This is a genomic window from Streptomyces sp. NPDC054872 (assembly GCF_053610705.1).
In genome coordinates this window covers 28,152-54,210 of the sequence record NZ_JBSGYY010000047.1, presented here as the reverse complement: position 1 = coordinate 54,210, position 26,059 = coordinate 28,152, and the positions used below count along the sequence as shown (strand labels likewise).

Here is a 26,059-nt window from a genome sequence, read left to right as displayed (position 1 = left end):
ACTCTCCGATGCCCCTGACCGCCCGACGGCGCCGCTACCCCTCCGACACCACGGTCGCGGAGTGGGCCCTGCTCGAACCGCTGCTGCCCGTCCCGGCCTGCCAGACCAAAACGGGCGGCAGGCCGGAGAAGTGGCACCGCCGCGAGATCGTCGACGCCATCCGCTACCTCGTCGACAACGGCGTCAAATGGCGCGCTCTACCCGCGGATTACCCGCCCTGGCAGACGGTCTACTACCACTTCGCCCACTGGCACCGAGCCGGAGTGGTCGCCTTCCTGCGCGACCAGCTCCGCCGCCAGATCCGCACCGGCCAGGGGCGATGCCCCTGGCCGGTCACGCTGATCGTCGACAGCCAGTCCGTCAAGGGAGCCGAGACCGTCTCCAAGGCCACCCGCGGCTTCGACGCCGGGAAGAAGATCAACGGACGCAAGAGACACATCGCCGTCGACACCCTCGGACTCCCGGTAATGATCACGGTGACACCCGCCGACACCACCGACCGCGACGCGGCCCGCGAACTCCTCTGGCGCCTGCGCGTCATGCAGCCCCAGATCACCCAGATCTGGGCCGACTCCGCCTACGCAGGCCAGCTCACCGTCTGGTCCGACGACTTCCTGCACATGACCTTGAAGACCGTCTCCCGACCCCGCGGAGCCAAGGGCTTCGTCGTCCTGCCCCGGCGCTGGAAGGTCGAACGGACCCTGGGCTGGATCATGAAGTCCCGTCGGAACGTCCGGGATTATGAGCGCCTACCTCAGCATTCTGAGGCCCATCTGACCTGGGCTCTCATCACGTTGATGACCCGCAGGCTCGCTCGCAAGAGCCCCCGCACCACCTGGTCGAAGAAGCCCTGAAGGCGCCTCGGCCCCGTCCCTCCGGCACTTGCCCGGCCCGCACGCTGCGCTTCAACCTCGCGCGGCGGAGCCGCCTGCGGCGGCTCCGCCGCTGCAGACACCCAAGCCCTCCCTAACTACCGAGGGCTCCCCCGAGCGTCTGGGCCGCGTCCTTCATTGGCTGAGTGATCGGGTCACCTACCTTCGCGTCGTTCACGCTGGTGACAAGCGTCTTCATGGCGGGCACATCGAGCTGCCCAATGCCGCCGCCGACCGCGGAGGTTGTTTCGTCAAGGGGCACTGAGGTGTTCAGAGGGTCGTTCGCGGCCATGGAGGGTCCTTCCAGATCAGAGATCAGCACTGAAACTGACGGTTGGCCCCATGTCAGCATCTTTCGACCCTGGGCACCCATGGCAACTAGCCCAGACAGGTCTGATCCCTACCCAACCATCACGCAGTCTCGCCCGACGCAAGGCATCGCAAGCCGTTACGCCCAAGCCCTGACCCGCCTCTCCGAGGTTCCCAATCAGGCACTGAGAATCGGGAATGGTTCACGGCCTCTCTGTTGGGGATTGCGCGGGTGTGCGAGGGCGTCAATGGGTCTCCTGATCGCCCTTGTCGGGGGCAATCGTGTTCATGTGAGTCAGGGGGGATGAAGGTGTCGGCAGTTCCGATTTGCCTGGGTGCCGGGCCGGCAGGGGTAGGAGTGTCCGCGAGCCGCTCGGTGAGCGCGGTGACTGCTTCGCGGTCGCCTCGAGGGCTTCACGTTCGTCGTTGGTCAGGTCGAGGCGCTCGAGCATTTGGTCGATGCCGTCTTGGACAGCCAGGAGCTGGCCGCGGGTGGACTGCTTAGGGACGTAGAACGGGCAGCGTGCGCAAGCAAGCCGGTGGGGCACTTGGCGAAGAAGTCGTAGGAGCAGTAGCCGTCGCCGAGGCCGTAGTTTCCAGGGCTGCCCGCCTCCTGCGGCGGCTCCGGTGAGGATGGATTCGCGGTCGATCAGCACCTGGATGGTGCGGACGTTGCGGGCGAAGTAGGCGGCCTTCTTGTAGGCCGCTGTGAGGGTGCGCTGCAGAATTGTCGCGTAGTAGCGGGTGCTGGCCGGATGCTTGTGGCCGAGCCATTGCTGGAGGTCGTTGAGGGTTAGCGGCTCGCGCGCGTTGAGGAGTTGGGTGGCGATGGTGGCGCGTGCGCGGTGGCTGGTCAGTGCGCGCCGTGAGTCGGTCTGCGGGACGCCGGACTTGCGGCAGAGTGCCGGGAGGATGTTCTTGTTGAGGTAGTCCTTGCCGACGAACTGGCCGCGGTGACAGAACAGGTGCTGCCGCTTCTGCCCGGTCTTGCGGTCAATGAGATCGGGCTGGGGTGGTCGGATGAGCTTCCAGGCGCCGATGAGCTGGCCGACCACGGGGCCGACCGGCTTGTTGAACGGCCGGGATGTCTTGTTCTGCGGGATGTGCAGCAGACAGATCGTGAACGGCTCGCCGGTGGCGTCATCGGTGCCCTCGTCCCAGGCGCAGTCGAGTTCGAGGCGGCGTATCTCGTCGACGCGGCAGCCCCCGAACAGCCAAACCGCGACCGTCGCGCGGACCATCTCGACGGGGTAGTAGGTGGCCTTAGTTCGGGGGAGATGACGTCGGGAAGTTTCTTTGCGGCCCAGCGTCCGCCGATGAGGATGATGGAGAACATCGTGCGGATGGTGCCGGGTTCGTGGGTGGAGAACTTCCGCCACCACGGCCCATTCGGCCCACTCGGGTGGGACGGTGGAGAGCATGTCCGCGCGAGGGCCAGCCTTGTCCTCGTTGGCGTGCAGCGGGCGGGGATGATGTCCTTGTCGGCGAGCACGCGGGAGATTTTGACGAGGCCCCGGCGCGGCGACGACTCGTGAGGCCGTCTGCCTTGTCGTAGTCGTTCACGAGTTGGCGTACGAGGCTGTCGGTGATGTCCTCCAGATGAGGGCTTCCCGCGCTGAGCAAGGCATCGAGTAGCGCATTCTTGACCTGCCAGGTCAGCAGGTGGGTCGAGATCTGCCAGGACGTGAGAATCCGCTCGATCTCGTGGAGTGCGGGCTCGATGGAGCCGGGGCCGAAGACTAGGTCGGCAAGCCTGCTGAGCATGTTGACCCCGACTGCGTGGTGCAGCGGTGGTGCCCGCCGACGAGGTGCCCCAAGTCGACGACTTGCAGGCGAACGGGGCCGGCCGAGCAGGACACTTCTGCCCGCGTGGCTTCGTCCCACAACGTGCAGGAGGCGTCGCGCGTGCGAACCTCGTGGAGGATCCTGTCGCGGGCCGCGCGTGCAGACTTGGCGGACCATGCCCGCACTGCCTCGTCGACAGGCCGCATCACCTCGCGTGCAGCCTCGAGCGGCATCGTGCTCTGTGCGACAGGCTCGGGATCAGTGCTGTTCAACGCTCCTCCAGAAGCGAGGCGAGCAGACGCTCACTATCGCTTGGACGGTGGTGTTCGCGCGGTGGAAGCGCGCCGCCAGTTCACGGCCGGACAGGTGGATGTAGCGAATGGTGGTGGCGAGATCGCGATGGCCGGCGTACTGGGCGATTTGATCGATGGTGAGTCGGCGCGGGCCAGATCCGTCAGCCGCAGGTGCTGGAAGGTGTGGGTAGAAAGACGGTCGGCGACGACATTGCGGGAGCCGCTCGACAGTCTTTGACCAGCTCGAACAGCCCAGTGGGGAACCGCAGTTACGGTTTGACTCGGACCGGAGCAGCGGACCGCTGATCCGGCCGAACCGGTTGCGGCGTTCGGCGAGGTAGATGACGAACAGGTGCGAGGAGGCGGAGCCGTAGGCCACCTCCCGCGACGGTTTGACTTCGTGGTCTCTGCTCGCAGATGGATCAGGCGGTGGGCGGGTCCAAGTCCGCAACGTCGAGTTGGACGAGTTCTTCGCGGCGCAGAGCGCCGTCGTATGCGAGCGAGAGCATTGGCCGGTTACGCAGTGACTCTTCGGCGCAGACCATCAGGATTCGCTGCCAGATTTCGTCGTTGGGGATCCAGGGAGCTTGCTCGATCCGTCGGACGAGGCCGGGCGCTCGGCCGGTGCATCTCGACTGCCCTCGGCGGACCGGATTCTGCTCATACAGCCCGTCTTCCACCAGGTACTCGAAGAAGGACCGGACGGCCACCCCAGGCGCTGCCAGTGGCGTTCGCCAGGCCGCTCGTGGCCTGGCGGTTGCCGCGTGGCGAGCAATTCAGTGGACGGTCCAGCATGCTTCTGATCCGCGCGGCCACCGTATCTCTGCCGACCAGCAGCGGATCAGCGCCTGGAGCGGCGCAGAAGAGGAGGCGGCCCTCTACCGCGCGTCCGTAAGCGTCGATGGTGTTGGGTGCTCGACCGATGTTGGCGGTGAACTACAGCCATCGATGGGCAAGCTGGTGCCCAGCGACGGTGGGGAATTTGCCCCACGGTATCGGGGCCATTCCGGGTACTGGCGCCTGCTGGAGTCCGGTGTGGGCACGGTCGAAGCGTGCAGACAGCTGGGCATCGGACGGCAACCCGGCTGCCGGAGGCGGGCCGTAAGCGGTGGGCTCCCGCCGCGGGCTGTGCCGGCCCGATGCCGGGAACTCCTCAAGGCGGCCCCGGCCCCGACCCGGGCCGCGCGGCTGCCCCACACACAACTGGAAGCCGCGCTTAAGCGGGTCGGCCGCAAGCGCGGCATCACCGCCGAGACCCGAGCGGCTACGTTGCGTCTTCCGCGCCGCTACGCGTGACAGCCGCCGCTGGTCGAGGAGGCGTTGGGCAGGCAAATACGCGCGCTCCTGAGCGAGTTGGAGGCGGCCTGTTCCGCCGCCGACAACCTCGCCGAGGCGGTCGAACGGGCCTTGCCTCGGCATCCGGACGCCGAGATCATCCTCAGCTTCCCTCGCCTCGGTGTCCAGCTCGGCGCCCCGGTGCTCGCTGAGTTCGGAGACAACAAGACCCGGTTCGCGGACGCCCGCGGCGTGAAGGCGGGTGCTGTTGCGTCTTCCATCACCAGGGCCTTCGACAAGAAGTCGAGCATCACCCGCCGGTGAGTGAAGAACGACCGGCTCAACCACGCCGGCTACCTCTGGGCCTTCGCCTCCATCACCGCCTCCCGGCGCCAAGGTCCACCACCGACGCCGTCGCGACGACCACGGAGACTGGCACGCATCCGCCCTGCACAACCTCTTCAACCGCATGCTCGGCCAGCTCTACTACTGCCTCCAGCATCACACGCTGTTCGGTGAACACACCGCGCTTCCAACCGCTCTCGCCGAAGCTGCTTGACACGTTGAGCGCCTGAGGTGTCTACAAAGCGATCAAGTCGCCTATCTCAATGAGCGGTTGCGACCGTCGTGTGCTCCGGGCAACCAAACTTGCTCTTCCATCAAGCGGCGACAAGTTCGCTGCCATACCCGGAGTCCTCGGGCTCACCGATCCAACGAATGAACGGCGTGGGCCCCGCGCAAAACGGTGGGGCAAGCTCAGCGCTCGCTGGATTGGATACCCATACGGGCGATAAGGACGCCGAGGAGCTTGCCCCATAGTCATTCCGCAGGTGAGGGATGTCGTGCGTCTTGTCAGCGTGGAAGCGCTGGGGCTTGAAGTAGCGGCCGCGGTGAGGGTCTTGTCTCGTTTGGTGGCCGGTGATCATGGGCTCCAGCGAGCAGCTGACCAGTCACCGCCATGTAACGACAGCATGCCGAGCCGAATGGCATACCTTTTTGGACTGCTTCATGCCGGATGCCTTCGTAATGTCAAGTCTGTGAACCTCACCGCACTTGTACCCAATACAGTGCCCAGGGTCGATCACCTCAATACGAGGCGCCAAGACAACCTTCTGCGTCGACAGAGTGGCGTAATTCCGCCTTCCCTTCATACTGGCAAACCAGGTAGTTGTGTGCTCCTATAGGTGAAGTTACCACCTCATCCCGTGAGTAGTGGGTGACGAAATGCGAGATGCAAGAAGAATCGGCGCCACCTATTAACGGCAGCGCAACAGCGTCAATGCCTACTGTTGAAAGAATTTTCCGCCCAAGGCGCACTCTTACCTTTCAATATTTACTGGAGAATCTGTGATTTCTCGTAAATCTACTTATGTTTTTGCTCTCACCACGACCGTCCTACTGTTGGGGACTAGTTCAGTCTCGGCCAACGCAGAGGCGCCTAGCACAACCGTCTCTGTCCGTACGACGGATGGAGGTGCAATCGGAGGGACCGGAGTATTTTGGGGTGATTTTTATGGGGTCGAAGATCCTAACCCTGAAGTTTTGGGTGCTTGCGACAAGCAGGCAGACGGCCTCCGCGTCTACGCGAGGGTCTCATGGCAGGACAGCTCCGGTACCTGGTTTATCGAGAAAGTCGAGGATGCGACTGGAATGGGCGACGGCTGCGAACACAACTTTCTCCCGAATATCGCTGACGGAACTAAGGTATACATCGGCGCGTGCCTCAAAGATGGCCCGGACGGCGAAGTCCGCTACTGCGGTAGCGGTACGGCCATAGCTTGATCAACCCTGGTCTGACGAACCGCGCCGGGCCCAGAAGAGCCCGAGGAGGTTCATCTGTCTAAGGTCACGTAGGACGCAGTCCTAGAGGTTGTTTCATCCTGCTGTTTGATCCCTGAAGGCACCTTTTTTGTACTGGTGTCTGATCTCGCCAGGAGATGGCGTTCTCTCCGAGACGGCGGGCCATCAGGGTCGGTCAAAGCGACGTGAATCATGGCTGCGGAATGGCGTGGGTGCGTTTCGTAGTCGCGGGTCAGGCGGCTGTGGAGCATCAGCCAGCCGTAAGTCCGCTCGACCGCCGAGCGTTTGGGGATCGACGTGAAGCCTCTGCTGCCGGGATGACGTTGGCTGTTTCCTAGATCGATGCCGAGAGTGGCAGTGTGCTCGATGAAGTGCGCCAGCAGCTAGCCCAGGGTGTCGGCGATGATGCTGCGTTTGCGGCCTACGACCTGCGTGCGGTCGCTGCTGAGGCGCGGCCCACTGGCAGACGCCGCCTTTACCGACGACCAACCCTCCGGCTCGGCCTGCGACGCATCCAGCGCCGGCCCGATCTGATCGTGGGCTGTCTCACCAGCGCCGGACCCCAACTGAATCCCCATCCGACAACACCCCGAAGAGGTCAGTTCCGGGAGTTTCCAATAGGAAAGGGCCCCACCGAGGCGTCTGCGAACCTCAGCAGATCGGCACGCCGCCGACGGTGAGCCGCATTTCTGCAGGAGTCACTACCATCAGTGGGCGGTGACGAACCCCGTGCGCTGGGCGGCCGAGCGGAAGCTGCAGGAAATTGATCGACGCCGAACCAACGGCCCGCATCGGCGCGAGTGTCAAAAGCACGCCGATACCCGCACCGCGGTGCGTGACAAGACCCTGACCACCTGAGCCGCAGACCTGGAGCTCGACATCCCGAGCTGTGGTCGGGCATCCCACTCCTGCTGGAACGCCGGAGGCGCCTGCACCAGGCTCTGTTCACCTCATGAGGCTTATGTCCACGGGTGTTCCATCCGATCGGTCGAGGGCCTGGTCGTACCTCGGCTTGGGCATCGGGACCTCCAGGAGCGAGGTCGCGGGATCTGCCGGGGCCTGAGGCATCTGGGACACGTATATCCGGCAAAGACCCCATCAAGACGAGGTCGAAGAGGCGCTTCCGTCATCCCCCAGAAAGTCGCTTCACCCCGCCGTGCTGCCCGGGGAGCCGACCCGACGCCCCCCCCGCTTCCCTTGGCCAAGGGCACGTAGGCCCCCTGCGAGAACTCCGTGCCCTGCAACTCCGCGTGCACGCCGAACGCAGACACTCGAATGGCGGGCCCGCTATGCGGTCCGCTCCGGAGTGGAGGGCACCATCAACGAGTTCGCCCACGCACACGACATGTGCTGCTGCCGCTACCGGGGACAGCACAAAGCCCCACTTACAGCATCTTTTCACAGCCATCGCCGTAAAAAACGAGCACCTCAGCCGACGCCACCCATCGGGGAAGCACCGCCGTCCCGACCGCCGCCCGCCTTCCAGAACTACCCGGACCAGCACGGAATCACCCGGCCGGGGTTTTGGCGGTTCGTCAGAGATTGCGCAGTCACCAAGATCCCCGACAGGTTCAAGCTGAGATTGGCCGCGTACGTTCGGACCTCGCCGACGGCGGGCGTGGCGGAAGATCAACACGACAACAGGGGACGTCATCGACGGTTCTGCGGACGACGACGTGCGCGGGAACCCGTCGGCCGGGCCTCTACGGGGAATAGACCGGCCGGGGCAGCCCCCGTACGCCTTCTGCAATGTGGCGCATTGACGCCGCAAGTCGGGCCTTGCCCTCCGTTTCCGGCCATGGAACTGTTCTTCTCGTTGCTGTCACCGTTCCAAACGGTGCGGTCGTGTGTTGGTCCATATATCGGCCGACACAAGTTACGGGGAGGCGCACAGGCGCCATGTCGGCCCATCGGGGCTGGCGGTACATCGTTCTGCATCTTTGAAGCCCTTAGGTGGATGCCCCCGTACTTGGTCGAGCCTGAGTGAGCGAATGGTTTGCCCTGGAACGTACGGACGAGCGTTTACGCCGCGTCTGGGGCTAGGAGAGGCGAGACGGTGTCAGATCGATACGCATCGGAGGACCTTCCTGATTCTGGCCGCTGCTTCGACCACCTTGACTTCCAGATCCTGGAACTCATGGGTAAGGGCGTGCCTGATCACGCCATCGGCAACAAGCTCTCACTCGGCCATCGGACCGTTCAGCGCCGTGTCCAGCGGATGATGGAGCGCACCGGCGCGAACGGACGCTTTGCCCTCGGAATACGTGTCAGCGAGCTGGGTCTGCTGCCGTCGAGGCGGCCCGATCGTCCTCGCCAGGAAGAATCGACCTGCGGGTCGTACTAGCGCGACCGCCTCCAGCGACAAAGACAGCGACAGGAACGCCGGCACGATGACTTCTGGATCGAGCCGTGCGTCTGAGCGCCGAGGAGGCGGCAATGCGCCGTCCTGCGCTCGGGAAACCGACACAGCGTCAGTTGCGTGCTGTACTGATCGAAGTTGAGCAACTTTCAGCGAAGTCGGTCAGTTAAGTGTTCACTTTCGACTGTACTGACCCCCGGGGTACATCATGCGCGCCGCGCCCCTACCCGCGGCGCCCCTCTGTCTTCGCCATGTACTGCCCCGGACACCCCACCCCCCTGTCTCCTGACTGGACCTGTCCATAAAGTGCACTCACGCGATAATTCCTCCTCCCACAGATGTCTCCTGCCCGCTGCCCTGACTGCTGCTGCGGCCACGGTCTGTGTGCTTCTGGCATCCGCCTCGGCACGGACACCTGTCTCGGTTCTCGGGGCCGTCGTTACCATCGCGGTGGGCGTCTTGAGCATGGAACTCACCCGCCGCGGCGCAACGATCCGGCAGTTGCGAGGGACCGTCGCCGAGCGTGACGCCCGCCTTGCGCACCACCAGGACGCGACCCGTCATCTGGCAACGGTCCTGCTGCCGGACGTCGTCGAGCGGCTGCGCAAAGGGGAGTTCCCCCAGGACGTCCTCGCCTCCCTGCGCGCTCCCGAGGCTCATCTGGCCGTCGTCCGCACGGTCGTCGACGCCGTCGTCGCGGAGGAAGATCTCCGTGAATCGGCGCAGCGTGCCTTCGTGAACATCGCCCGCCGCGTACAAGCCATCGTCCACCAACAAGCGCAAGAACTGCGCGAGATGGAGGACAGACACGGCAAGTCTCCCGCCGTCTTCGGCGACCTACTCCGCCTCGACCACGGCACCGCGCTGATCGGCCGGCTCGCCGACTCCATCGCTGTCCTCGGGGGCGCACGGCCCGGCCGGCAGTGGAGCCGAGCGGTTCCCCTGTACAGCGTGATGCGCGGTGCCATGTCGCGGATCATCGACTATCAGCGCGTCGAGCTGCACACCGTCGCCGAGGTCGCCGTCACGGGCCCCGCCGTCGAACCCCTGATCCACGCCCTCGCCGAGATCCTCGACAATGCCACCCGCTATTCGCCACCTCAGGCCAAGGTCCATGTGACCGCGGTGGACGTCCAGTCGGGCATTGCCGTGGAGGTCGAGGACGGCGGTGTCAGCATGAGCGAGGAGGCACGCAAGCGGGCCGAGCACATGCTCCGCCAGGCCCAACAGGGCCTGGACCTCACCGACCTCGGTGAGACACCCCGCCTCGGCCTCGCGGTGGTGGGCCGGTTGGCGCAGTCCTACGGGTTCCAAGTGGCGCTGCGCTCCTCCGCGTACGGGGGCGTGCGGGCCGTCCTGGTCATACCGCAGGACCTCCTCACCACAAAAGCAGCCGCGACCGGCCTCGCTCACGGAATCGGGACGTCCTCCGTGCCCCGCACGACTCTCCCGTCCTCCTCGGACGCCTACTCGGCTCCGCAGCATCCCGCGTACGCCGAGCAAGCCGCCGAACACGGCCCGGTCATGGAGGAGTCGGGACCAGCGGGCTTCGTGGAGGGTCGAACCGGCGCGGGGCTCCCCCAACGCCGCAGACGGATCGCCGCGCCCGGCGATCCGGACTCGACCGCCCTCGCCGGACCGGCCACGGCCGCTGCCCAGGAGCCCGCTCCACAGGTACAGCCAGGGATATGGCTCGCCGCCTTCCAGAGCGGCCTCTCAGATGGGTCCGCAGACGCTAGCAAAGGGAACACGCAGTAATGACTCAGCGGCTGGCCAACATGGACTGGATGCTCAAGGACCTGGCCGCGGGGGTTCCGCAGACCAGACACGTGATCGTGCTCTCCGCCGACGGTCTGCGCATGGCGCAGTACGGCACGGACACGGACGTCGCGGACCGGCTCGCGGCGGCTTGCGCCGGACTGCAGTCCCTCGCTACCGCCGTGGCATCCGAACTCCCCGACAGCGAGGGTTACATGCGCATGGTCGTCATCGAGATGGACAGCGGGTTCTTCTATCTGATGGCCGCCGGCGCCGGGGCCTACCTCGCCGTTCTCGCCGACACCGGTGTGGATGCGGGACTGATGGGGCAGCGCATGCGGGATCTCGTCCTGCGGATCGGAGAGCACTTGAGCAGCCCTCCGCGTCAAGAGGACGGTGCGGCTCGGTGAGCCCCGCGGCCGGCGGGAACCTGGAGGAGGAGGGTCCTGAGCGGCTGTACGTGATCACCGGTGGCCGCAGCATCACCACGACGCCCGTGCGACTGGACCTGGTCACCCTGATCGTGGCCAGGTCCAGGCCCAAGCCAGGAATGCCGCCCGAGCAGGCGGCGATCATCCATCTGTGTCAATCACCGCTGTCCGTCGCCGAGGTGTCGGCGTACACACGACTGCCGGTCAGCGTCGTAACCGTGCTGCTCGGAGATCTTGTCGAGGACAACCGGGTGATCGCCCGTGCGCCCATCCCACCAGTCGCACTACCCGACCGCGCTCTACTTGAGGCAGTGATCCATGGACTTCAGAGGCTCTGAGCAGACGACACTCACCGCGGGGCCGCACAGTGCGGACGCGTTGCCGGCGTCTGCCACGGCCGCCGTCAAGGTGGTGATCGTAGGCGGATTCGGGGTCGGCAAGACGACACTGGTGGGGGCGGTCAGCGAGATCCGTCCTCTGACCACGGAAGAGACGATGACTCAGGCAGGCGTCGGGATCGACGATCTCTCGGGGGTCGACGCCAAGACTTCCACGACGGTCGCCATGGATTTCGGCCGTATCAGCATCAACGAGGAACTGGTCCTCTATCTCTTCGGCACACCGGGCCAGGAACGCTTCTGGTTCCTGTGGCGAGGACTCTTCGAAGGCGCTCTGGGGGCCGTAGTCATGGTCGACACCCGTCGTCTCCAGGTCAGCTTCGACGTCATCGGACGCCTGGAAGAACGCCGTGTCCCCTTCATCGTGGCCGTCAACACCTTCCCGGACGCGCCGCAGTACCCCGTGGATGAACTACGCCTGGCCCTGGACCTGCCCGAGCGGGTGCCGATCGTGCCGTGTGACGCCCGCCGGCGGACATCCAGCCGGGACGTGCTGGTCACTCTGATGCGGTATCTGCAGAGCCTTGCCACGACGCAGGAGGCGTCATGACCATGGAGCCAACCCGTTCGACCGTTGCCCGCACTCAGATCTTCACCGGCGCGGCCCCTCCCCCGGGCTGCCCGGCCCACGGCCTGGGCACCGAGCAGCTGCACCGGCTCTACGGTCCGGTGGCAGAGGCCGACCCGCGAGGACTGTACGAGGCGCTGCGCAAGGAACACGGCTCGGTGGCCCCGGTGCTGCTGCACGGTGATCTGCCGGCGTGGCTGGTGCTCGGATACCGGGAAATCCTCGAAGTCACCCGCTCACCGGCTCGGTTCACGCGCGACTCCCGCCACTGGCGCATGTTTCATGAGGGTAGAGTCGCGCCGGATTCGCCTCTCAGACCCATGGTGGAGTGGCAGCCGAACTGCATCTTCGTCGACGGCGAAGAGCACCGCCGACTGCGCTCCGCCGTGACCGACAGCCTGGGGAGCTTTGACCGGCGCGGCATCCGGCGCTACGTCATCCGGTACACCGATCAGCTGGTCGATGCGTTCGCCGCGCGCGGTGGCGCCGACCTCATCAGTGAATTCGCCGAGAAGTTGCCCATGCTGGTGATGACCCAGTTGCTGGGTCTGCCCGAGAAGCACGGTCCCATGCTGGCCGGGGCGGCACTCGACCTGATGAAGGGCTCCGCGACGGCTTTGCAGAGCAACGACTTCGTGGTGGACATGCTGCGCACGCTGACGACGACGAAGAAGAATCAGCCCGGTCACGACCTCGCCAGCCGGTTCCTCGGTCATGAGGCCCGCCTCAGTGACGACGAGGTAATGGAGCACCTTCGCCTGGTGCTGGTCGCGGCGAACGAGACCACGGTCAACCTGATCGCCAACACGCTCAGGCTGGTGCTGACCGATCGGCGGTTCCGCGCGCACCTGGCCGGCGGCCACATGACGCTGCCCGACGCGGTGGAACAGGTCCTGTGGGACGAACCTCCGCTGTCGGCCATCCCCGGCCGCTGGGCCACGGAGGACACGGTGCTGGGCGGCCGGCAGATACGCCAAGGTGATCTGCTCATGCTCGGGCTGGAAGCCGGTAACGCCGACCCGGAGGTGCGTCCCGATCCGTCGGCTCCTCTGCACGGCAACCGCGGCCATTTGGCCTTCTGCAGCGGTCCGCATGAGTGCCCCGGTCAGGAGATCGGCCGGGCCATCGCGGACACAGGCATCGACACGCTTCTGGCGCGATTGCCCGACCTGGACCTCACCGTGGACAAGAGTGAGCTGCGCTCGCACGCCGCTTGGCTGTCCCGACGCCTGGACTCGCTGCCCGTCACGTTCACACCGCCCCGCCCTCCTAAAGCCGTAGCCGCCAACACCAGGGAGCACTTCACCTCCACCACCCCGCAACCACTCCCTGCGTCGGCCGAAGTGCCTGCTCCGCAAGCAGCAGACCACCCCCGCCAGACCCAGCGCCGGCCAGGGCGTTTCTCCTCCTGGTGGCGGAGCCGCACAGCCCGTCGGCACAGGAGCTGAGCGATGCCGCACTGACGAGAGTGCCGAGAAGAGCACCGATCTCACCGGTTTACGTCCTGCCCAGCATGCACCGTATTCGACCAGGCCGAGGTGCCCTGTAGCCGTGTGATGCGGCCAGGAACCCACCCATCGACATCCGTAGGATGAGGCACCCGCATTGGCATCCCAGCTGATAGTTCCGCCCTTGTTCTCCCCCGTCCCCCCGGCGATTCATCCGCGTCACCACGACATCGATGCGGGAACCGCAGCGTGGGCCGAGCTTTTCCGCATCGGCTCACCGGACCTGCGCGGGCGTCTCGTCGAACACGACATCGGGACGTTCAGCGCCCGGATCCTTCCGGACGGACGGGAAGAGGTGGTCCTCCTCCTCTCAGACTTCGTCCTGTGGCTGTTCGGCGTCGACGACGGATACTGCGAGGAGGGAGAACTCGGCCACCGCCCGGGGGAGCTGGCCGGTGTGCTGCACCGCCTGACCCGCGTGGCACAGAATCCGCAGACCTCGATGCTGGACGACGATCCACTCGCCGCGGGGCTGCGTGACCTGCGTGCGCGGGTGGACCAGTACGGCACCACGGACCAGGCGGCACGCTGGGTGGACGCGCTGCGCGAGTATTTCTTCGCCGTCGTGTGGGAGGCCGGGCACCGCCGAGCGGGGAGCATCCCCGGGCTCAACGACTACACCCTGATGCGGCTCTACGACGGAGCAACGTCCGTAGTGCTGCCCATACTGGAGATGGGGTACGGCTACGAGCTCCAACCTCACGAACGCACCAGCCCCGCCATACGCGCGGCGGCCGAGATGGCCTCCTTCGTCATCACCTGGGACAACGACATCCTCTCGGACCACAAGGAGCGTCACGCGCCGGGCTATCACCTCAACGTGCTGCGCGTCCTAGAGCACGAGCACGGCCTCACCGCGGACGAGGCGCTCGACCTGGCCATCGCCCAACGGGACCGGGTGATGTGTCTGTTCATGCGGCTGAGCAGACACCTGACGCGCGTCGGCAGTCCCCAGACGCGTCAGTACGTCACCAGCCTGGCGCACTTCATACGGGCGGCCCAGGACTGGGGGATCAGCTCGGTGCGCTACACGACACCGGAGAATCCGGCGAACATTCCGACCGGGTTCACCGACGTCCCCACGGACGACAGTCCCGATCCGCTGCAGATCCCGGCGATCGCCTGGTGGTGGGACATACTTCCCGCCGATGCGACGCCGCCGGCGGTCCGCCACGGCTTCGCGCTCGAAGACCGAGAGCAGAGGTAGTCCTGTGCCGAGTGAGACGATCCCTGTTCCCCGAGTCCCTGGTGGCCTGCCGATGCTCGGTCACGCCGTGAAACTGTGGCGTGATCCGCTGGGTTTTCTCACCTCGCTGAGAGACAACGGTGAGTTGGTGCGAGTTGGCTTCGGCACCATGCCCGTCTATGTCGCCACCAGTGCGCGGATGGTGCACGAGGTGACGGTTCGGCAGGCACGCCACTTCGAGAAGGGGCGCCTCTTCGACCGGGTGCGGCCCTTGGTCGGCAATGGCCTGGCCAACTCCAACGGGGACCTCCATCGCACGCACCGCCGACTGATGCAGCCCCTGTTCCATCCGGAACGCCTGACCGCGTACGCCGACATCATGAGCACGCGCGCCAAGGCGCTGGCTGAGTCCTGGGCTCCGGGACAGGTGATCGCGGTCGAGGAGGAGATGAGCGCCTTCACGATCGAGACCCTCGCCGAGACGCTGTTCGCGACGGATCTCGGGCCGTCGGCCGTCGAGGCGGTACGGCGGGACCTGCCCGTCATTCTCAAGAACATGCTCTTCCGTGCCGCCTCTCCCCGCTTTCTGGACCGCCTGCCCATCCGCCCCAATCGGGCCTTCGACGCGGCGACCGCCAGGATGCGGACCGTGATCGACGATGTGATCGTCGCGACCCGGGAAGCGGGGACGCAGGACCGGCAGGACCTCGTATCGGTACTGCTGGCGGCCCGTGACACGGACACCGGTGTGTCCCTGACGGACACGGAGGTGAGGGACCAGGTCGTCACGATCCTCTTCGCCGGCACCGAGACGACGGCTTCCACCGTGTCCTGGGCCCTGTTGGAACTCGGCCGCCACCTGGACGTGGACCACGAAGTGGCGGAGGAAGTACGCGAAGTCGTCGGTGACCGGCCGGTGACCCTTGCGGACGTCCCGCGTCTCCATGCCGTGCGCCGGGTGCTGGACGAGGTGATCCGGCTGTACGGCGTCACGCTGCTGATGCGTCGCGCCACCTCGGACGTCGATCTCGGCGGTCACCATGTCCCGGCGGGTTCCGAAGTGGCCTTCAGCCTCTACGCGCTGCACCGGGACCCGTCTCTGTTCGAGGAGCCCGACAGCTTCGTCCCCGACAGGTGGCTGCCGGAGCGGCGGACGAACCTGCGACGCGAGGAGTTCGTGCCGTTTGGCGCGGGCAACCGGAAGTGCATCGGCGACAGCTTCTCCTGGGCGGAGGCGACCATCGTGCTGGCCACCGTGCTGCGGCGCTGGGCGCTGCGCCCTGTCCCGGGCCACATCCCCCGGGCCGCAGCCTCGGCGATGGCCCACCCCGACCACGTGCCCATGAGGGTCGAGGCCCGGGACCAGACGGGTCACCGGCGGAGCGGCACCGCTTAACCACCCAGGAAAGCCGAGGGAGACACTGTGACCGATCATTACGACGTACGGGTCCTGACAGTCGATCCGCCGAACCGTCGCATACGACTGCGCGTCACCGTCAAGTACTACGACACCGGCTCGCACGCTCCCCTGCCCGATGATGCGAGTTTCTTCCTCCATCTTCAAGGAGACCGCGGACAGGGCGCCGCTGGGTTAGGTGATCACACAGGAGCAGTGCCATGACGAGGCCTGGGTGGATGCCCATACCCGGTGGATCATCGCGAGTGTGGAGCGGATCGCGACGCGTAACCATCCCCTCACGGACGAGGAGCTCAATGGGCTGCTGGCCGACGAGGAGCGCGTTTTCCCTGGGAAGAAGGTCTTCGGTTCGATGAGATGACCCCGGAATCGCCTGAGAACCTGGGCCGCAGCGAGGAGACCAATGTCGGGGCCGACTACGACGTCGTCACCGACCGACGCTGGATCGAGCACCTGACGGCCGGTGACTGGTGGCGTACAGCGTCGTACCCCACTCACGCCGACCGGCTGCTCGCCGGCGAAGCCGCCTCGATACCCGATCTGCGCCACCCCGCGGCCAGACTGAGGCCCTTCGGCGGGGAGGAGGAGCCTCGTCATCTGGCCTTCTCGGACGACGGTCGCTTCCTTGCTGTCACCAGTGAGGGAGGCGCACTTGTGGTGTACAACACCACTAGCTGGAGCGAATGCCTGCGCGCTCACTCCCGCAACCACATCTCGCCCTGGCTGATGTGGGTGCCCCGGCACGCCCGTGATCACCCTTCGCTCTCACGAAGGACTGCGTCCGCAGCTGGCCTACGACGTGTCGCGTGGCACGCCGGTCGAGGCACCCCCGCACGCCGGCGTGTTGCGCTCGGCCACGGGGTACCGCACCCGCTGGGTGTCTGGTCCTCGCATCGCCCTGCTCTCTCCGACAGGAGAGGAGTCGGTGATATCACTGGACGAGAGTGGTCATTCGGGCCACTGCGAGACAGATCTTGTGGGTCCGGATCCGTACGCGGCAGTCGCGCTCTCCGCGGATGAGTCAAGGATGTTCGTCGCCCAAGGGGCACGCGTGAAGGTGATGGACCCGGAGGACGGCCGCGTCCTACAGGTGATCGAGAACGACGGCATCGAGATCCGCTCTCTCACGGTGAGTCCTGGCGGAGACCATCTGGCGATCTCAGGAGAGTCACCGGGGAAACTGGAGGTGATCATCCAACGGTTCAGCGACCACCAGATGGTCACCCGCCATGCGATCGGCAGGGGGTGGTATCCGTTGCAGAGCTACGACATGGCGTGGTCGCCCGACGGCCGCTGGCTGGCCGCCAACCTGATGTCAGTGGAAGTGAACGATGGCTGGGAGGTGAAGGGTGGCGAGACGCACATCTTCCCCGTGGGCCTCCCCACCGAGCCCGTGGTCGCCGTGCCGGAGCAGGCGGAGCCGTAGGGGGAGATGACGGCCGAGGTGAGGACGAGTGAGCGGCGCCGGTCACGCCTCCTCCGGCGCTCCCGTCTGTCCACTTCACCAAGGGACCTCGCATAGGTGCCACCGGCCCATGGGATGCTGAGGGGCAGCGCCGCCGTGACACCGACCGTGCAGGGCGCGTCGGGGACGGACAGGGGCACTCCGCCCTCGGCAGGCGCGTCGGTGGCGATACCGACGGACGGGACGGGACCATGCTCAGCGCTGCGCGGCGCAACGAATTGATGAGACTCATACGGGATGAAGGTGTGGGCGAGGTGGCCGAGTTGGCGCGCCTCATCGAGGTCTCGCCTTCGACCGTCCGGCGCGACCTGACGGCTCTGGAGACGGCGGGCACGCTGATGCGGGTGCACGGGGGCGCGGTCCTCGCCGGGCCTCCGGATGGTCCGACGGACGAACCTGTTCCCGTCGATCGCCGTCAGGCGCATGCCCGTGAGAAGGATGCACTGGCGGATGCCGCCGTGGAGCTCATCGCTCCAGGCTCCACGCTGCTCGTCACCGGGGGGACCACGTCCGAGGCGCTGGTGCGACGCCTCGACCGGGTCGAGGGGCTGACCGTGGTGACCAACTCCCTCACCATCGCCGGTTTTCTGTCCGACCAGGCTGGCACGGAGGTGGTCGTGCTCGGCGGGTATCTCCGACACGGTGAGAACTCGCTCCTCGGTCATCTCACCCACCTCGCCATGGCGGAGCTGAGCGTGGACCAGGCCATCGTCACTACGTACGGCATCAGCAGACACGGACTGACGGGTTCGAACATCGCCGAGGCCGACACGGACCGCTTCCTCCTCAAGAGTGTCCCGCGCATCGTGGTCTTGGCCGACGGCAGCAAGTTCACCAGAACGGGCGGAATCCGCATCGTCGGTCTGGATCGCATATCCACCGTTGTCACCGATGCCTCCGCGCCCGAGGAGGAACTGGCCACGTTGCGCGAGCGGGGCATCAAGGTGGTGCGGGGCTGACCGCGCCACCCCTGGCGTCACCTGCGGTGTACCCCCTCCGAGATTCCGGCGCCCGGGAACACCCGGCTGCTTGCCTCGCTGACGTGCCACTCGCCCTGGGGGCCGCCCTCCTGAACGAGGTGCAAGAGGGCGTGGCCTCGCTGGACCGCGAGTTCCGTGCGGCCGGTGTCGTAGTGGACCCTGGTCGCGGCGATACCCCGGACCGGGCCGGAGCCGGGCAGTGGCACATCCGGCCAGGGGTGTCCGTTCGCGTCCTGCACGTGCACTCGGTCGTCGCTGCTCGAGGCGTAGCAGCGCAAGGTGTCCCGCACGGTGACGACCGCGACATGTGCCGCACCGGTCACCGAGCCGATCGACTTCCCGGAGCCGGCTCCCTGCCACACGAGCAGCGCTCCCCCGCGGGTGGCCGCGACCACAGCGGGCTCCGCAGAGAACGCGCCGTCCGCTGCGATCGCGGCCGACACCACGGTCGACGGCGGCAGGCGATGCATGGCCGTCACCTTCCAGGCGACCTCCGGGTAGGCGTCGGGCAGGGCGGTCAGACGCGCCACGCCCCCGCCGGGCAGGGGCACGGCGGCGTGCAACGTGCCGTCCGCACTCTCCGCGAGGGCCGGCGCGCCCGCGGGGCGCACCGGCAGGGTCCCCTCGTGGGTGAACGCCTGCTCGGGGCTCCAGCGCAACCGGTGGAGGGCGTCCCCGGTGCCGGCGAGCAGCTCCAGGTGGTCGGGGCCATGGGTGCTCTGGATGATGGCCGCCGAGGTGTACCGGCGGCCGCCGGCGAAATGGAGGCCGCCGCTCCAACAGCCGGGCGGTGGGCCGGGTGCTGGGTGAGTGCCGGGGGCCTCGGGATCGTTGTTGTGCCAGAAGACCCACAGCCCGTCGTGGGGGTCGGGGACGACCAGTTCCAGGTTCCCGCGAGCCCCGTAGCGTCCCTGGACCAGGCCGGGCGATCCCAGCAGCGGCGGAAAGGGCACGTCGAGCACGGGATTGGTTGAACGGTGATGCATCGTGTGGACGTCTCCTCGGTCCGGGTGCATGGTCGGTCAGACGGTGACGGCGCCGTCGGACGCGGAAGCGACGGTTGCCACGTACTTGGCGAACACCCCGCGTTCCACTGGGCGTTCGGGACGCTTCCATGCCGCGCGTCGCTTCGCCAACACGTCGTCGTCAACGAGCAGGTCCAGTGTCTTGGCCGCGGAGTCGACCCGGACACGGTCGCCGTTCTCGACGAGCGCGATCGGTCCTCCCTGGTGTGCCTCCGGGGCGACGTGGCCGATGACGAGTCCGTGCGAGACGCCGCTGAAGCGGCCGTCGGTGACCAGGGTCACGGAGTCTCCCAGTCCCTGACCCACCAGCGCGCCGGTGATGGACAGCATCTCCCGCATGCCGGGGCCGCCGGCCGGGCCCTCGTAGCGCACGACGACCACGTCCCTGGCGCCGACCTCGCCGGCCTGGATGGCGGTGAAGCACGCCTCCTCGGAGTCGTACACACGGGCGGGGCCCTCGCGCCGGAAGTCCGGGCGACCACCGAGCTTGAGGACGCAACCGTCGGGAGCCAGGGAGCCGCGGAGAATGGCGAGTGCGCCCGGGGGCTTCACCGGCTCGGCCACGGTGGCCACGACCTGCTGACCCGCGGCTTCGACCGCGGCGTCGGCGACTTCCCGGTAGGTGCGGCCGTCGACGAGGGTGACGTCCTCGCGCAGCAGACCGGCCTCCAGGAGACGTTTGGCCACCAGCGAGGTGCCACCCGCCCGCCACAGGTCCGCTGCGGTGTGGGAGCCGCTCGGCTTGAGGCCGGCGACGATGGGCACCTGGCGGCAGATGTCGCCGATCTCGTCGATCCGCAGTGGCAGTCCGGCCTCGCGTGCGATGGCCAACAGGTGCAGGACTGCGTTGGTGGAGCCGCCCATGGCGGCGACGGAGACGATGGCATTGTGCATGGCGTCTTCCGTGAGGATGTCCGAGGGGCGGACTCCTTCCTGTACGGCCCGCATCGCGATCTCACCGACGCGTGCCGCGGCCTCGTCCTTCTCCTCCGCCACTGCAGGGATGTCACCGGCACCGAACGGAGCGAGGCCCAGAAAGTCGGCCACCGAGCCCATGGTGTTGGCGGTGTACTGGGCGGCGCAGGTGCCAGCACCGGGGCAGGCATGCCGAGCGAGGTCGTCGACATCGGCCTGCTGCATCCGACCCACGGCGCGTTCGCCGAGTGACTCCCACATGTCCTGGATGGTCACGTCGTGCCCACGCCACCGGCCGGGCATCATGCTGCCGCTGTAGAGGACGACCGCGGGGATGTCGAGCCGGGCAAGGGCCATGATCGCGGCAGGCACGGTCTTGTCGCAGCCCACGATGGCGACGATGCCGTCGAACTGGTGGGCCCGGCCCATCAGTTCGATGGAGTCGGCGATCACCTCCCTGCTCACCAGGGAGGCACGCATGCCGGGGGTGCCCATGGTCAGGTTGTCGGAGACGGCGATCGTGTTGAACTCCATGGGCGTGCCGCCCGCGCGGCGCACTCCCCCGGCGATGTGGGCGGCGAGTTCGCGGTGCGTGAGGTTGCAGGGCATCGTGCCCGTCCAGGTGGACGCGATACCGATGACAGGTCGGCGCATGTCCTCGTCGGACAGGCCCATGGCGTAGAGGTGGGCCCGGGCCGGTGCGCGGTCAGGGTCCTCGGCGATGGTCACGGGCGCTCCTCGGGGGTCGTCGATGCGGTGATCTGTATGGGGGTGCGCAGGACGCCGATTCCCTCGACCTCGACCTCGACGACGTCTCCGTCGCCCAGCCAGAGCTGCGGGGTGCGTCCCATGCCGACGCCGTGGGGTGTACCGGTGGCGATGACATCCCCCGGGTTCAGGGTCATGTACCGGGAGAGATACGAGATCACCTCTCCGACACTGAAGATCATTTCTTTGGTGGAGCTGTCCTGCACGGTGGCGCCGTTGACCCGTGCGCTGATCGCGAGAGCGTGTGGGTCGGGGAGCTCGTCGGCGGTGACGATCCATGGGCCGAGCGGGCAGAAGTCGTCGAAGTTCTTGCCCCGGAACCACTGCCCGTCGGAGAACTGCGCGTCGCGGGCGGACAGGTCGTTGGCCACCGTGTAACCGAAGATGTGGTCGACCGCGGCCTCGGGTGTGACGTGCCGGGCGGCCCTGCCGACGACGACGGCGAGTTCGGCCTCCCAGTCGAGTTGCTCCGTGGCGCCGGCCGGGATTGTGACGGTGTCGTGGGGGCCGGTGAGGCACTGGGCGGTCTTGACGAAGGACAGCGGTGTGGTGGGGGCGTCGAGTCCGGTCTCGCGGATGTGGTCGGCGTAGTTGAGGCCGATACAGATGATCTTCTGGGGGGCTGCGAGCGGACCGAGCAGTTTCACCTGGCCGACCGGCACGGCGGGTGCGACGGCGTCGCGCGCGGTGAGGTCGGTGCCTGCGGCTATCAGATCGCGGACGGCGTCCGCCATGAAATGCGTCTGCTCCTCCACGAGTGGGACGGCCAGGGGGCCGTCGACGCGGGCGGCGAAGACGCGGCCGCCGGGATACTGGATACGCGCGAGTCGCAACGAAGTCTCCTCGGGTACGAAGGGGGGGGCGGGCCCTGTCAGCGGAAGCCGGGCAGGAAGCGCTTCTGTGCGCTGAGCAGGTCGTCCATGAGCGCGGCGGCGGCATCCGGGTCGCTCACGGCACCGTCGACGAGCACCGCCTCGACGGCCAGGTCACGGCTGCCGGTCATGGCGGCCTCCACCGCGAGATCGACGGAGGTGAGCCTGCGGGCCAGGATCGCGGTGAGCGGGGCGGACAGGTCGGGCACGGATACGGGGCGCAGTCCGCGTGCGGTGGCCACGCCGGGGATCTCCAGGGCCGCAGCCTCGGGAAGACCGGGCACCGCGCCGTGGTTGGGCACGTTCACCGAGAACATCTCACGACGGTCGAAGGTGATCGAGCGGATGATCGCGATGAGCTGTTCCTGCTCACCGGTCGAGCGGTCGAACACCGTCTCGTCGAGCGGCACCTCGCCGTCGGCCTGGGCGCGCATGCCCTGGTAGCGGTTCTCGCCCCACTCCAGGATCTCCGGCACCGAGAAGGCGTCCACGCCGAGAGTCTTGCCGTAGTAGGCGCCGCCGATGAATCGCTCGGGGAAGAACTCCACGACGTGGCGGTCGTTCGCGGCGGGATAGGCGCCGTAGCGGCGGAAAATCTCCCACGAGAACGGGTTGTGCCAGGCCTTGCCGTTCTCCCAGATCGACCCGATTTCCGCGGGGACGGCCGGCTCGGCCAGTTCCCGTTCCATGCGTGCACGCACCGCGGGCCAGGCATCGCGGCCGTTGTGACGGAAGTCGTAGATGAAGGTGAGGTGGTTGATGCCGGCGTAGAGGGTGGAGGTCTCCTCGAAGGGCAGGTCCGCGAAGGCGGCGAGCTCCCGCTGAACGTGGTGCATGCCGTGGCACAGGCCGACGACGTCCACTCCCGCGTACCGGGTCATCGCCTGGATACTCGCCGTCATGGGATTGCTGTAGTTGAAGAAGAATGCGTCGGGCGCGAGTTCGGCGATGTCCCGGGCGATGTCCACCATGACGGGAACCGTGCGCAGGAGACGGGAGATGCCGCCGGGCATGACGGAATCGCCCACGGGCTGGAAGACTCCGTGCCGCATGCAGATCTCGTGGTCTTCCTGCCAGGCGGGCCGTCCTCCCACGCCGACGCAGGTGACGATGTAGTCGGCGCCGGGCAGCATGGCGCGGCGGTCGGTGGAGGAGCGAACGGTGATCCGGCCGTCGGCCGCACGGGCGGTGGCCATCTGCTGGGCGAGGCGCTCAGCGACGGACAGCGCCTGTTCGTTGACGTCGACGAGACGCAGTTCCCAGGAGCCGAGGTCGTCTGCGGAGATGAGGTCGGCGAGCAGACCGCGGGTGAAGACGGCGCTGCCAGCGCCGATCAGTACGAGGACCCGGGTGTCGGGCATGAGGTGTGTTCCTTCCTGAGGGCGACTGGGCGGCGCGGGTCAGACCTGGTGGACTTCCACCAAGTGCTCGCGCAGGGCATCGAGCGGTTCCTCGGGGGTAGCCCGGTCCGTGACGAGGACGTCGATGCCGGCCTTGGGGGCTATCCGCACGGCGCTGCGACGGCTGAACTTGCTGTGATCGGCGAGCACGACGAGCCGGCGGGCGGCGGCGACCATGTTGCGGTCGGTCTCGGCCTCGGCGAGATGGGCGCCGAGGATGCCGTACTCGTGGTCGACTCCGTAGGCGCTGAGGAAAGCTATGTCGATGTGGATCTCGGCCAGGGCCTGGGTGGTCAGATAGCCCAGCAGGGACAGCTCCCCGGTGCGCATGAGTCCGCCGAGCACGAGGACCTGCACGGGGGCCGGCATCGTGCCGATGGCGTGCGCGATGGCGATCGAGTTGGTGACCACGGTGACATCCGGCACCTCCGCCAGGAGGGGGACCATGTGAGCAGTGGTCGAACCGCCGGTAAGCAGGATCGTACTGCCAGGTTCGATCAGTTCCACCGCGCGGGCGGCGATGCGGTGCTTGGCGTCCGAGTTGTCCACGGCCCGCTCCTTGACGGGCTCCTCATGGGCCTCATGAGTCTGCAGTGACAGGGCTCCGCCGTGAACCCTGCGCAGCAGACCCCGCTCGTGCATCTCGTCCAGGTCACGCCGTACGGTCGAGACGCTGACCCGCAGCAGGTTGGCCAAATCGTCCACGCCGATGGACCGGTGCTCCCGCACATAGGCCAGCAGCGTGTCCCTGCGTTTCTCGCTCAGCATCAGTACCCCGCGTTTCGGTCGACGAGGTTGAGCAGTTCCCGCCCAGCGAGGAATCTGTGGAGGTTCTCGGTGAACAGTGCTTTGACCTGCTCGTGATAAGCGGGTGAGAAGCCGGCCACATGGGGGGTGATCAGTACGTTGGGTTCCCTCCACAGCGGGCTGTCGAGGGGCAGCGGCTCGGTCGCGAACACGTCCAGCGCGGCGAACCCGAGCCGCCCGGAGCGCAGTGCCGCCAGCATCGCCCTCTCGTCGACGACTCCGCCGCGGGCGGCGTTGATGAGGGCGGCACCGGGGCGCATGGCGGCGAACGCCTTGGCGTCGAGGAGGTGATGGGTGTCGTCCGTGTACGGGACGGTGAGCACGATGTAGTCGGAGCGGTCGAGCAGATCATGCAGTCCGTCGCTTCCGACGACTTCGGTGGCGGCGTTCTCGGGAGCTTCCCCGTACCGTTCGCCGCTGCGCCCTGCGCCCCGGCGCATGCCGATGACGTTCATGCCGAAGGCCTGGGCCAGACGGCCGATTTCGCGGCCGATCCTGCCGTAGCCGACAATGCCGACGGTGGCGCCGGGCAGCATGCGGGGCATGAGCCGGTTCCAGCGATGGTCGAAGTCGGGCCATCGGGGCTCGCTCTGCAGCTTCACCGTGGCGGGCAGGTGGTGGGCGTGGGCGAGGATCATCATCAGCGCGTACTCGGCGAGCGGCTTCGGGGAGACGCCGCCGATGGTCGTGACAGGGATGGACGACTGCCACAGCGGAGCGCTCCGGACATGGTCGCAGCCGGACGTGTCGAGCTGGACCCAGCCGAGCCGGGGTGCCTGCTCGGCGGTGGGGAAGGCGGTGCTGGTGTACAGCACGTCGGTACGGGCCAGCAGTTCGGCGGGGATGTCGTCCGCGGAGGCGGCCAGGTGCTTGTGCACGGCGATCCCGTCGGACACGGCGGCCACTTGTGCGAGCCACTCCTCGTCGAAATCGAGCGTGACACAGACGTTGATCATGTGGGTTTCCCGAGAGTGTGGGGGCATCACTTGATGCCGGAGCGGGCCATGCCTTCGACGAAGTGCCGCTGGAAGAGGGCGAAGACGACGAGCATTGGAAGCATCGACACGAGGGACATGGCCATCAGCGCGCCGTAGTCGTGCCCGTACTGGTTCTTCAGGAACAGGAGGCCGACCTGCAGTGTGTAGCTCTCGGGATCCTTCAGCACGATCAGGGGCCAGGCGAACTCGTTCCAGCGCCACATGAAGGTGAAGATCACGAGCACCGCGATCAACGGCTTGCACAGCGGGAGCACTATGCGGGTGAAGATGCGCACCTGTCCTGCGCCGTCGACCTGCGCCGCCTCGATCAGTTCGTCGGGGATCGCCATCATGAACTGGCGGGCCATGAACAGTCCGAACGCCTCGGCGAGCCGGGGCAGGATCACGCCCCAGTCCGATCCGATCAGCCCGAAGTCCACCACGAGGTGAAACTGCGGCACCATCACCACTTGGACCGGCACCATGAGAGTGCTGAGGATGAGGATGAACAGAAGGTTCCGGCCCGGAAAGCGCAGTTTGGCGAAGGCATAGCCGGCCATCAGGTTGATGACCACCGTCAAGGCGACGGCCGCAACCGCGATCACAGCGGAGTTCAGGATCCACGTGGAGTAGGGAAACTTTTCCCAAGGTTCGCTGAAGTTGCTCCAGTTCAGCGTCGACGGCCACAGGCGCAGCTCCGCGTCGCGCTGTTCGGCCGGTGTGGACAGGGCGGTGACCACCATCCAGTACACCGGGAAGAGCATGGCCAGGGCTCCGGTGACGGCCAAGGCCAGCCGTGCCCTGGTCGCGCGCTTCTCGCGCGTGACCACTGCGGTCGCCATGGCTGTTCTCCTCTTGCGTGCGGGCACACCGGGTTCGTGGAAGGTGGCG

At 66.9% G+C, this 26,059-nt stretch carries 24 protein-coding genes and 2 pseudogenes; 14 read left to right on the top strand and 12 right to left on the bottom strand.

Annotation, left to right across the window (positions count from 1 at the left end; all coding sequences use genetic code 11):
• Positions 1–8: 8 nt before the first annotated feature.
• Positions 9–963, top strand: a pseudogene (locus ACWGIH_RS37920) (IS5 family transposase); the annotation flags it as partial.
• A 3-nt stretch (positions 964–966) separates the two neighbouring features.
• Here the strand turns inward: ACWGIH_RS37920 and ACWGIH_RS37915 are convergent.
• From ACWGIH_RS37915 to ACWGIH_RS37905, 3 genes are all read right to left on the bottom strand, one after another.
• Positions 967–1,164 (bottom strand): hypothetical protein, encoded by a 198-nt coding sequence (locus ACWGIH_RS37915; protein ID WP_453450251.1) that lies wholly within the window; start codon positions 1,162–1,164, stop codon positions 967–969.
• Positions 1,165–1,426: 262 nt separating this feature from the next.
• Complete coding sequence (locus tag ACWGIH_RS37910; protein WP_453691758.1) at positions 1,427–2,422, bottom strand: tyrosine-type recombinase/integrase; 996 nt, start codon at positions 2,420–2,422, stop codon at positions 1,427–1,429.
• An 802-nt stretch (positions 2,423–3,224) separates the two neighbouring features.
• Positions 3,225–3,638: a hypothetical protein gene (locus ACWGIH_RS37905; RefSeq protein WP_453450229.1), complete on the bottom strand. Its 414-nt coding sequence runs from the start codon at positions 3,636–3,638 to the stop codon at positions 3,225–3,227.
• A 941-nt stretch (positions 3,639–4,579) separates the two neighbouring features.
• Between ACWGIH_RS37905 and ACWGIH_RS37900 the strand changes: the two genes are divergently transcribed.
• Positions 4,580–4,858 carry a hypothetical protein gene (locus ACWGIH_RS37900; protein ID WP_453450227.1) on the top strand — a complete coding sequence of 93 codons (279 nt, stop codon included), beginning with the start codon at positions 4,580–4,582 and terminating at the stop codon, positions 4,856–4,858.
• A gap of 52 nt (positions 4,859–4,910) precedes the next feature.
• Here the strand turns inward: ACWGIH_RS37900 and ACWGIH_RS37895 are convergent, their stop codons facing one another.
• Both ACWGIH_RS37895 and ACWGIH_RS37890 read right to left on the bottom strand, forming a co-directional pair.
• Positions 4,911–5,096, bottom strand: a complete 186-nt coding sequence (locus ACWGIH_RS37895) for a hypothetical protein (RefSeq protein WP_453450226.1) — start codon at positions 5,094–5,096, stop codon at positions 4,911–4,913.
• A gap of 197 nt (positions 5,097–5,293) precedes the next feature.
• Positions 5,294–5,469, bottom strand: a pseudogene (locus ACWGIH_RS37890) (IS5/IS1182 family transposase); the annotation flags it as partial.
• 1,582 nt (positions 5,470–7,051) lie between these two features.
• Between ACWGIH_RS37890 and ACWGIH_RS37885 the strand changes: the two are divergent.
• The 12 genes from ACWGIH_RS37885 (at position 7,052) to ACWGIH_RS37830 (ending at position 18,383) form a co-directional block, all read left to right on the top strand.
• The gene (locus tag ACWGIH_RS37885; RefSeq protein WP_453450225.1) at positions 7,052–7,192 is read left to right on the top strand and encodes a hypothetical protein; all 141 of its coding nucleotides are present in this window, start codon (positions 7,052–7,054) and stop codon (positions 7,190–7,192) included.
• A gap of 1,198 nt (positions 7,193–8,390) precedes the next feature.
• A complete protein-coding gene (locus ACWGIH_RS37880; protein ID WP_453450224.1) occupies positions 8,391–8,678 on the top strand; it encodes a DNA-binding response regulator in 288 nt (95 codons plus the stop codon).
• A gap of 480 nt (positions 8,679–9,158) precedes the next feature.
• Positions 9,159–10,451, top strand: coding sequence for a sensor histidine kinase (locus tag ACWGIH_RS37875; protein WP_453450250.1), 1,293 nt, complete (start codon positions 9,159–9,161; stop codon positions 10,449–10,451).
• A complete protein-coding gene (locus ACWGIH_RS37870; RefSeq protein ID WP_453450223.1) occupies positions 10,451–10,861 on the top strand; it encodes a roadblock/LC7 domain-containing protein in 411 nt (136 codons plus the stop codon). The genes ACWGIH_RS37875 and ACWGIH_RS37870 overlap by 1 nt, the downstream gene beginning before the upstream one ends.
• On the top strand, positions 10,858–11,220 hold the full coding sequence (locus ACWGIH_RS37865; RefSeq protein WP_453450222.1) for a DUF742 domain-containing protein: 363 nt from the start codon (positions 10,858–10,860) through the stop codon (positions 11,218–11,220). Before ACWGIH_RS37870 ends, ACWGIH_RS37865 begins: the two co-directional genes overlap by 4 nt.
• Positions 11,201–11,830, top strand: a complete 630-nt coding sequence (locus tag ACWGIH_RS37860) for a GTP-binding protein (protein WP_453450221.1) — start codon at positions 11,201–11,203, stop codon at positions 11,828–11,830. The genes ACWGIH_RS37865 and ACWGIH_RS37860 overlap by 20 nt, the downstream gene beginning before the upstream one ends.
• Positions 11,827–13,296 carry a cytochrome P450 gene (locus ACWGIH_RS37855; protein WP_453450220.1) on the top strand — a complete coding sequence of 490 codons (1,470 nt, stop codon included), beginning with the start codon at positions 11,827–11,829 and terminating at the stop codon, positions 13,294–13,296. The genes ACWGIH_RS37860 and ACWGIH_RS37855 overlap by 4 nt, the downstream gene beginning before the upstream one ends.
• Positions 13,297–13,453: 157 nt before the next feature.
• Positions 13,454–14,563 (top strand): selina-4(15),7(11)-diene synthase, encoded by a 1,110-nt coding sequence (locus ACWGIH_RS37850; protein ID WP_453450219.1) that lies wholly within the window; start codon positions 13,454–13,456, stop codon positions 14,561–14,563.
• A complete protein-coding gene (locus tag ACWGIH_RS37845) occupies positions 14,505–15,938 on the top strand; it encodes a cytochrome P450 (protein WP_453450218.1) in 1,434 nt (477 codons plus the stop codon). The genes ACWGIH_RS37850 and ACWGIH_RS37845 overlap by 59 nt, the downstream gene beginning before the upstream one ends.
• Before the next feature lie 199 nt (positions 15,939–16,137).
• Positions 16,138–16,320, top strand: a complete 183-nt coding sequence (locus ACWGIH_RS37840) for a hypothetical protein (protein ID WP_453450217.1) — start codon at positions 16,138–16,140, stop codon at positions 16,318–16,320.
• A gap of 690 nt (positions 16,321–17,010) precedes the next feature.
• Positions 17,011–17,385, top strand: coding sequence for a hypothetical protein (locus ACWGIH_RS37835; RefSeq protein ID WP_453510381.1), 375 nt, complete (start codon positions 17,011–17,013; stop codon positions 17,383–17,385).
• A 230-nt stretch (positions 17,386–17,615) separates the two neighbouring features.
• Positions 17,616–18,383 carry a DeoR/GlpR family DNA-binding transcription regulator gene (locus tag ACWGIH_RS37830; protein WP_453450215.1) on the top strand — a complete coding sequence of 256 codons (768 nt, stop codon included), beginning with the start codon at positions 17,616–17,618 and terminating at the stop codon, positions 18,381–18,383.
• A gap of 17 nt (positions 18,384–18,400) precedes the next feature.
• On the opposite strand, the gene ACWGIH_RS37825 is transcribed toward ACWGIH_RS37830, so the two are convergent.
• The 7 genes from ACWGIH_RS37825 to ACWGIH_RS37795 are packed head-to-tail and all read right to left on the bottom strand — an operon-like array spanning position 18,401 to position 26,010.
• The gene (locus tag ACWGIH_RS37825) at positions 18,401–19,390 is read right to left on the bottom strand and encodes a hypothetical protein (RefSeq protein WP_453450214.1); all 990 of its coding nucleotides are present in this window, start codon (positions 19,388–19,390) and stop codon (positions 18,401–18,403) included.
• Positions 19,391–19,426: 36 nt separating this feature from the next.
• Positions 19,427–21,073, bottom strand: coding sequence for a dihydroxy-acid dehydratase (gene ilvD / locus ACWGIH_RS37820; protein ID WP_453450213.1), 1,647 nt, complete (start codon positions 21,071–21,073; stop codon positions 19,427–19,429).
• Complete coding sequence (locus tag ACWGIH_RS37815) at positions 21,070–21,945, bottom strand: fumarylacetoacetate hydrolase family protein (RefSeq protein WP_453450212.1); 876 nt, start codon at positions 21,943–21,945, stop codon at positions 21,070–21,072. The genes ilvD and ACWGIH_RS37815 overlap by 4 nt, the downstream gene beginning before the upstream one ends.
• Positions 21,946–21,983: 38 nt before the next feature.
• Complete coding sequence (locus ACWGIH_RS37810; RefSeq protein ID WP_453450211.1) at positions 21,984–23,345, bottom strand: family 4 glycosyl hydrolase; 1,362 nt, start codon at positions 23,343–23,345, stop codon at positions 21,984–21,986.
• A 39-nt stretch (positions 23,346–23,384) separates the two neighbouring features.
• On the bottom strand, positions 23,385–24,152 hold the full coding sequence (locus tag ACWGIH_RS37805) for a DeoR/GlpR family DNA-binding transcription regulator (protein ID WP_453450210.1): 768 nt from the start codon (positions 24,150–24,152) through the stop codon (positions 23,385–23,387).
• Positions 24,152–25,147, bottom strand: a complete 996-nt coding sequence (locus tag ACWGIH_RS37800; protein ID WP_453450209.1) for a D-2-hydroxyacid dehydrogenase — start codon at positions 25,145–25,147, stop codon at positions 24,152–24,154. Before ACWGIH_RS37800 ends, ACWGIH_RS37805 begins: the two co-directional genes overlap by 1 nt.
• Positions 25,148–25,173: 26 nt before the next feature.
• A complete protein-coding gene (locus ACWGIH_RS37795; protein WP_453450208.1) occupies positions 25,174–26,010 on the bottom strand; it encodes a carbohydrate ABC transporter permease in 837 nt (278 codons plus the stop codon).
• Positions 26,011–26,059 lie beyond the last annotated feature (49 nt).

Coding starts and splice junctions, on each gene's coding strand:
- ACWGIH_RS37915 (WP_453450251.1), bottom strand. CDS start 1,164: ATGGCCGCGAACGACCCTCTGAACACCTCAGTGCCCCTTGACGAAACA.
- ACWGIH_RS37910 (WP_453691758.1), bottom strand. CDS start 2,422: ATGGTCCGCGCGACGGTCGCGGTTTGGCTGTTCGGGGGCTGCCGCGTC.
- ACWGIH_RS37875 (WP_453450250.1), top strand. CDS start 9,159: ATGGAACTCACCCGCCGCGGCGCAACGATCCGGCAGTTGCGAGGGACC.
- ACWGIH_RS37870 (WP_453450223.1), top strand. CDS start 10,451: ATGACTCAGCGGCTGGCCAACATGGACTGGATGCTCAAGGACCTGGCC.
- ACWGIH_RS37860 (WP_453450221.1), top strand. CDS start 11,201: ATGGACTTCAGAGGCTCTGAGCAGACGACACTCACCGCGGGGCCGCAC.
- ACWGIH_RS37855 (WP_453450220.1), top strand. CDS start 11,827: ATGACCATGGAGCCAACCCGTTCGACCGTTGCCCGCACTCAGATCTTC.
- ACWGIH_RS37845 (WP_453450218.1), top strand. CDS start 14,505: ATGCGACGCCGCCGGCGGTCCGCCACGGCTTCGCGCTCGAAGACCGAG.
- ACWGIH_RS37830 (WP_453450215.1), top strand. CDS start 17,616: ATGCTCAGCGCTGCGCGGCGCAACGAATTGATGAGACTCATACGGGAT.
- ACWGIH_RS37825 (WP_453450214.1), bottom strand. CDS start 19,390: ATGCATCACCGTTCAACCAATCCCGTGCTCGACGTGCCCTTTCCGCCG.
- ACWGIH_RS37810 (WP_453450211.1), bottom strand. CDS start 23,345: ATGCCCGACACCCGGGTCCTCGTACTGATCGGCGCTGGCAGCGCCGTC.
- ACWGIH_RS37805 (WP_453450210.1), bottom strand. CDS start 24,152: ATGCTGAGCGAGAAACGCAGGGACACGCTGCTGGCCTATGTGCGGGAG.
- ACWGIH_RS37800 (WP_453450209.1), bottom strand. CDS start 25,147: ATGATCAACGTCTGTGTCACGCTCGATTTCGACGAGGAGTGGCTCGCA.
- ACWGIH_RS37795 (WP_453450208.1), bottom strand. CDS start 26,010: ATGGCGACCGCAGTGGTCACGCGCGAGAAGCGCGCGACCAGGGCACGG.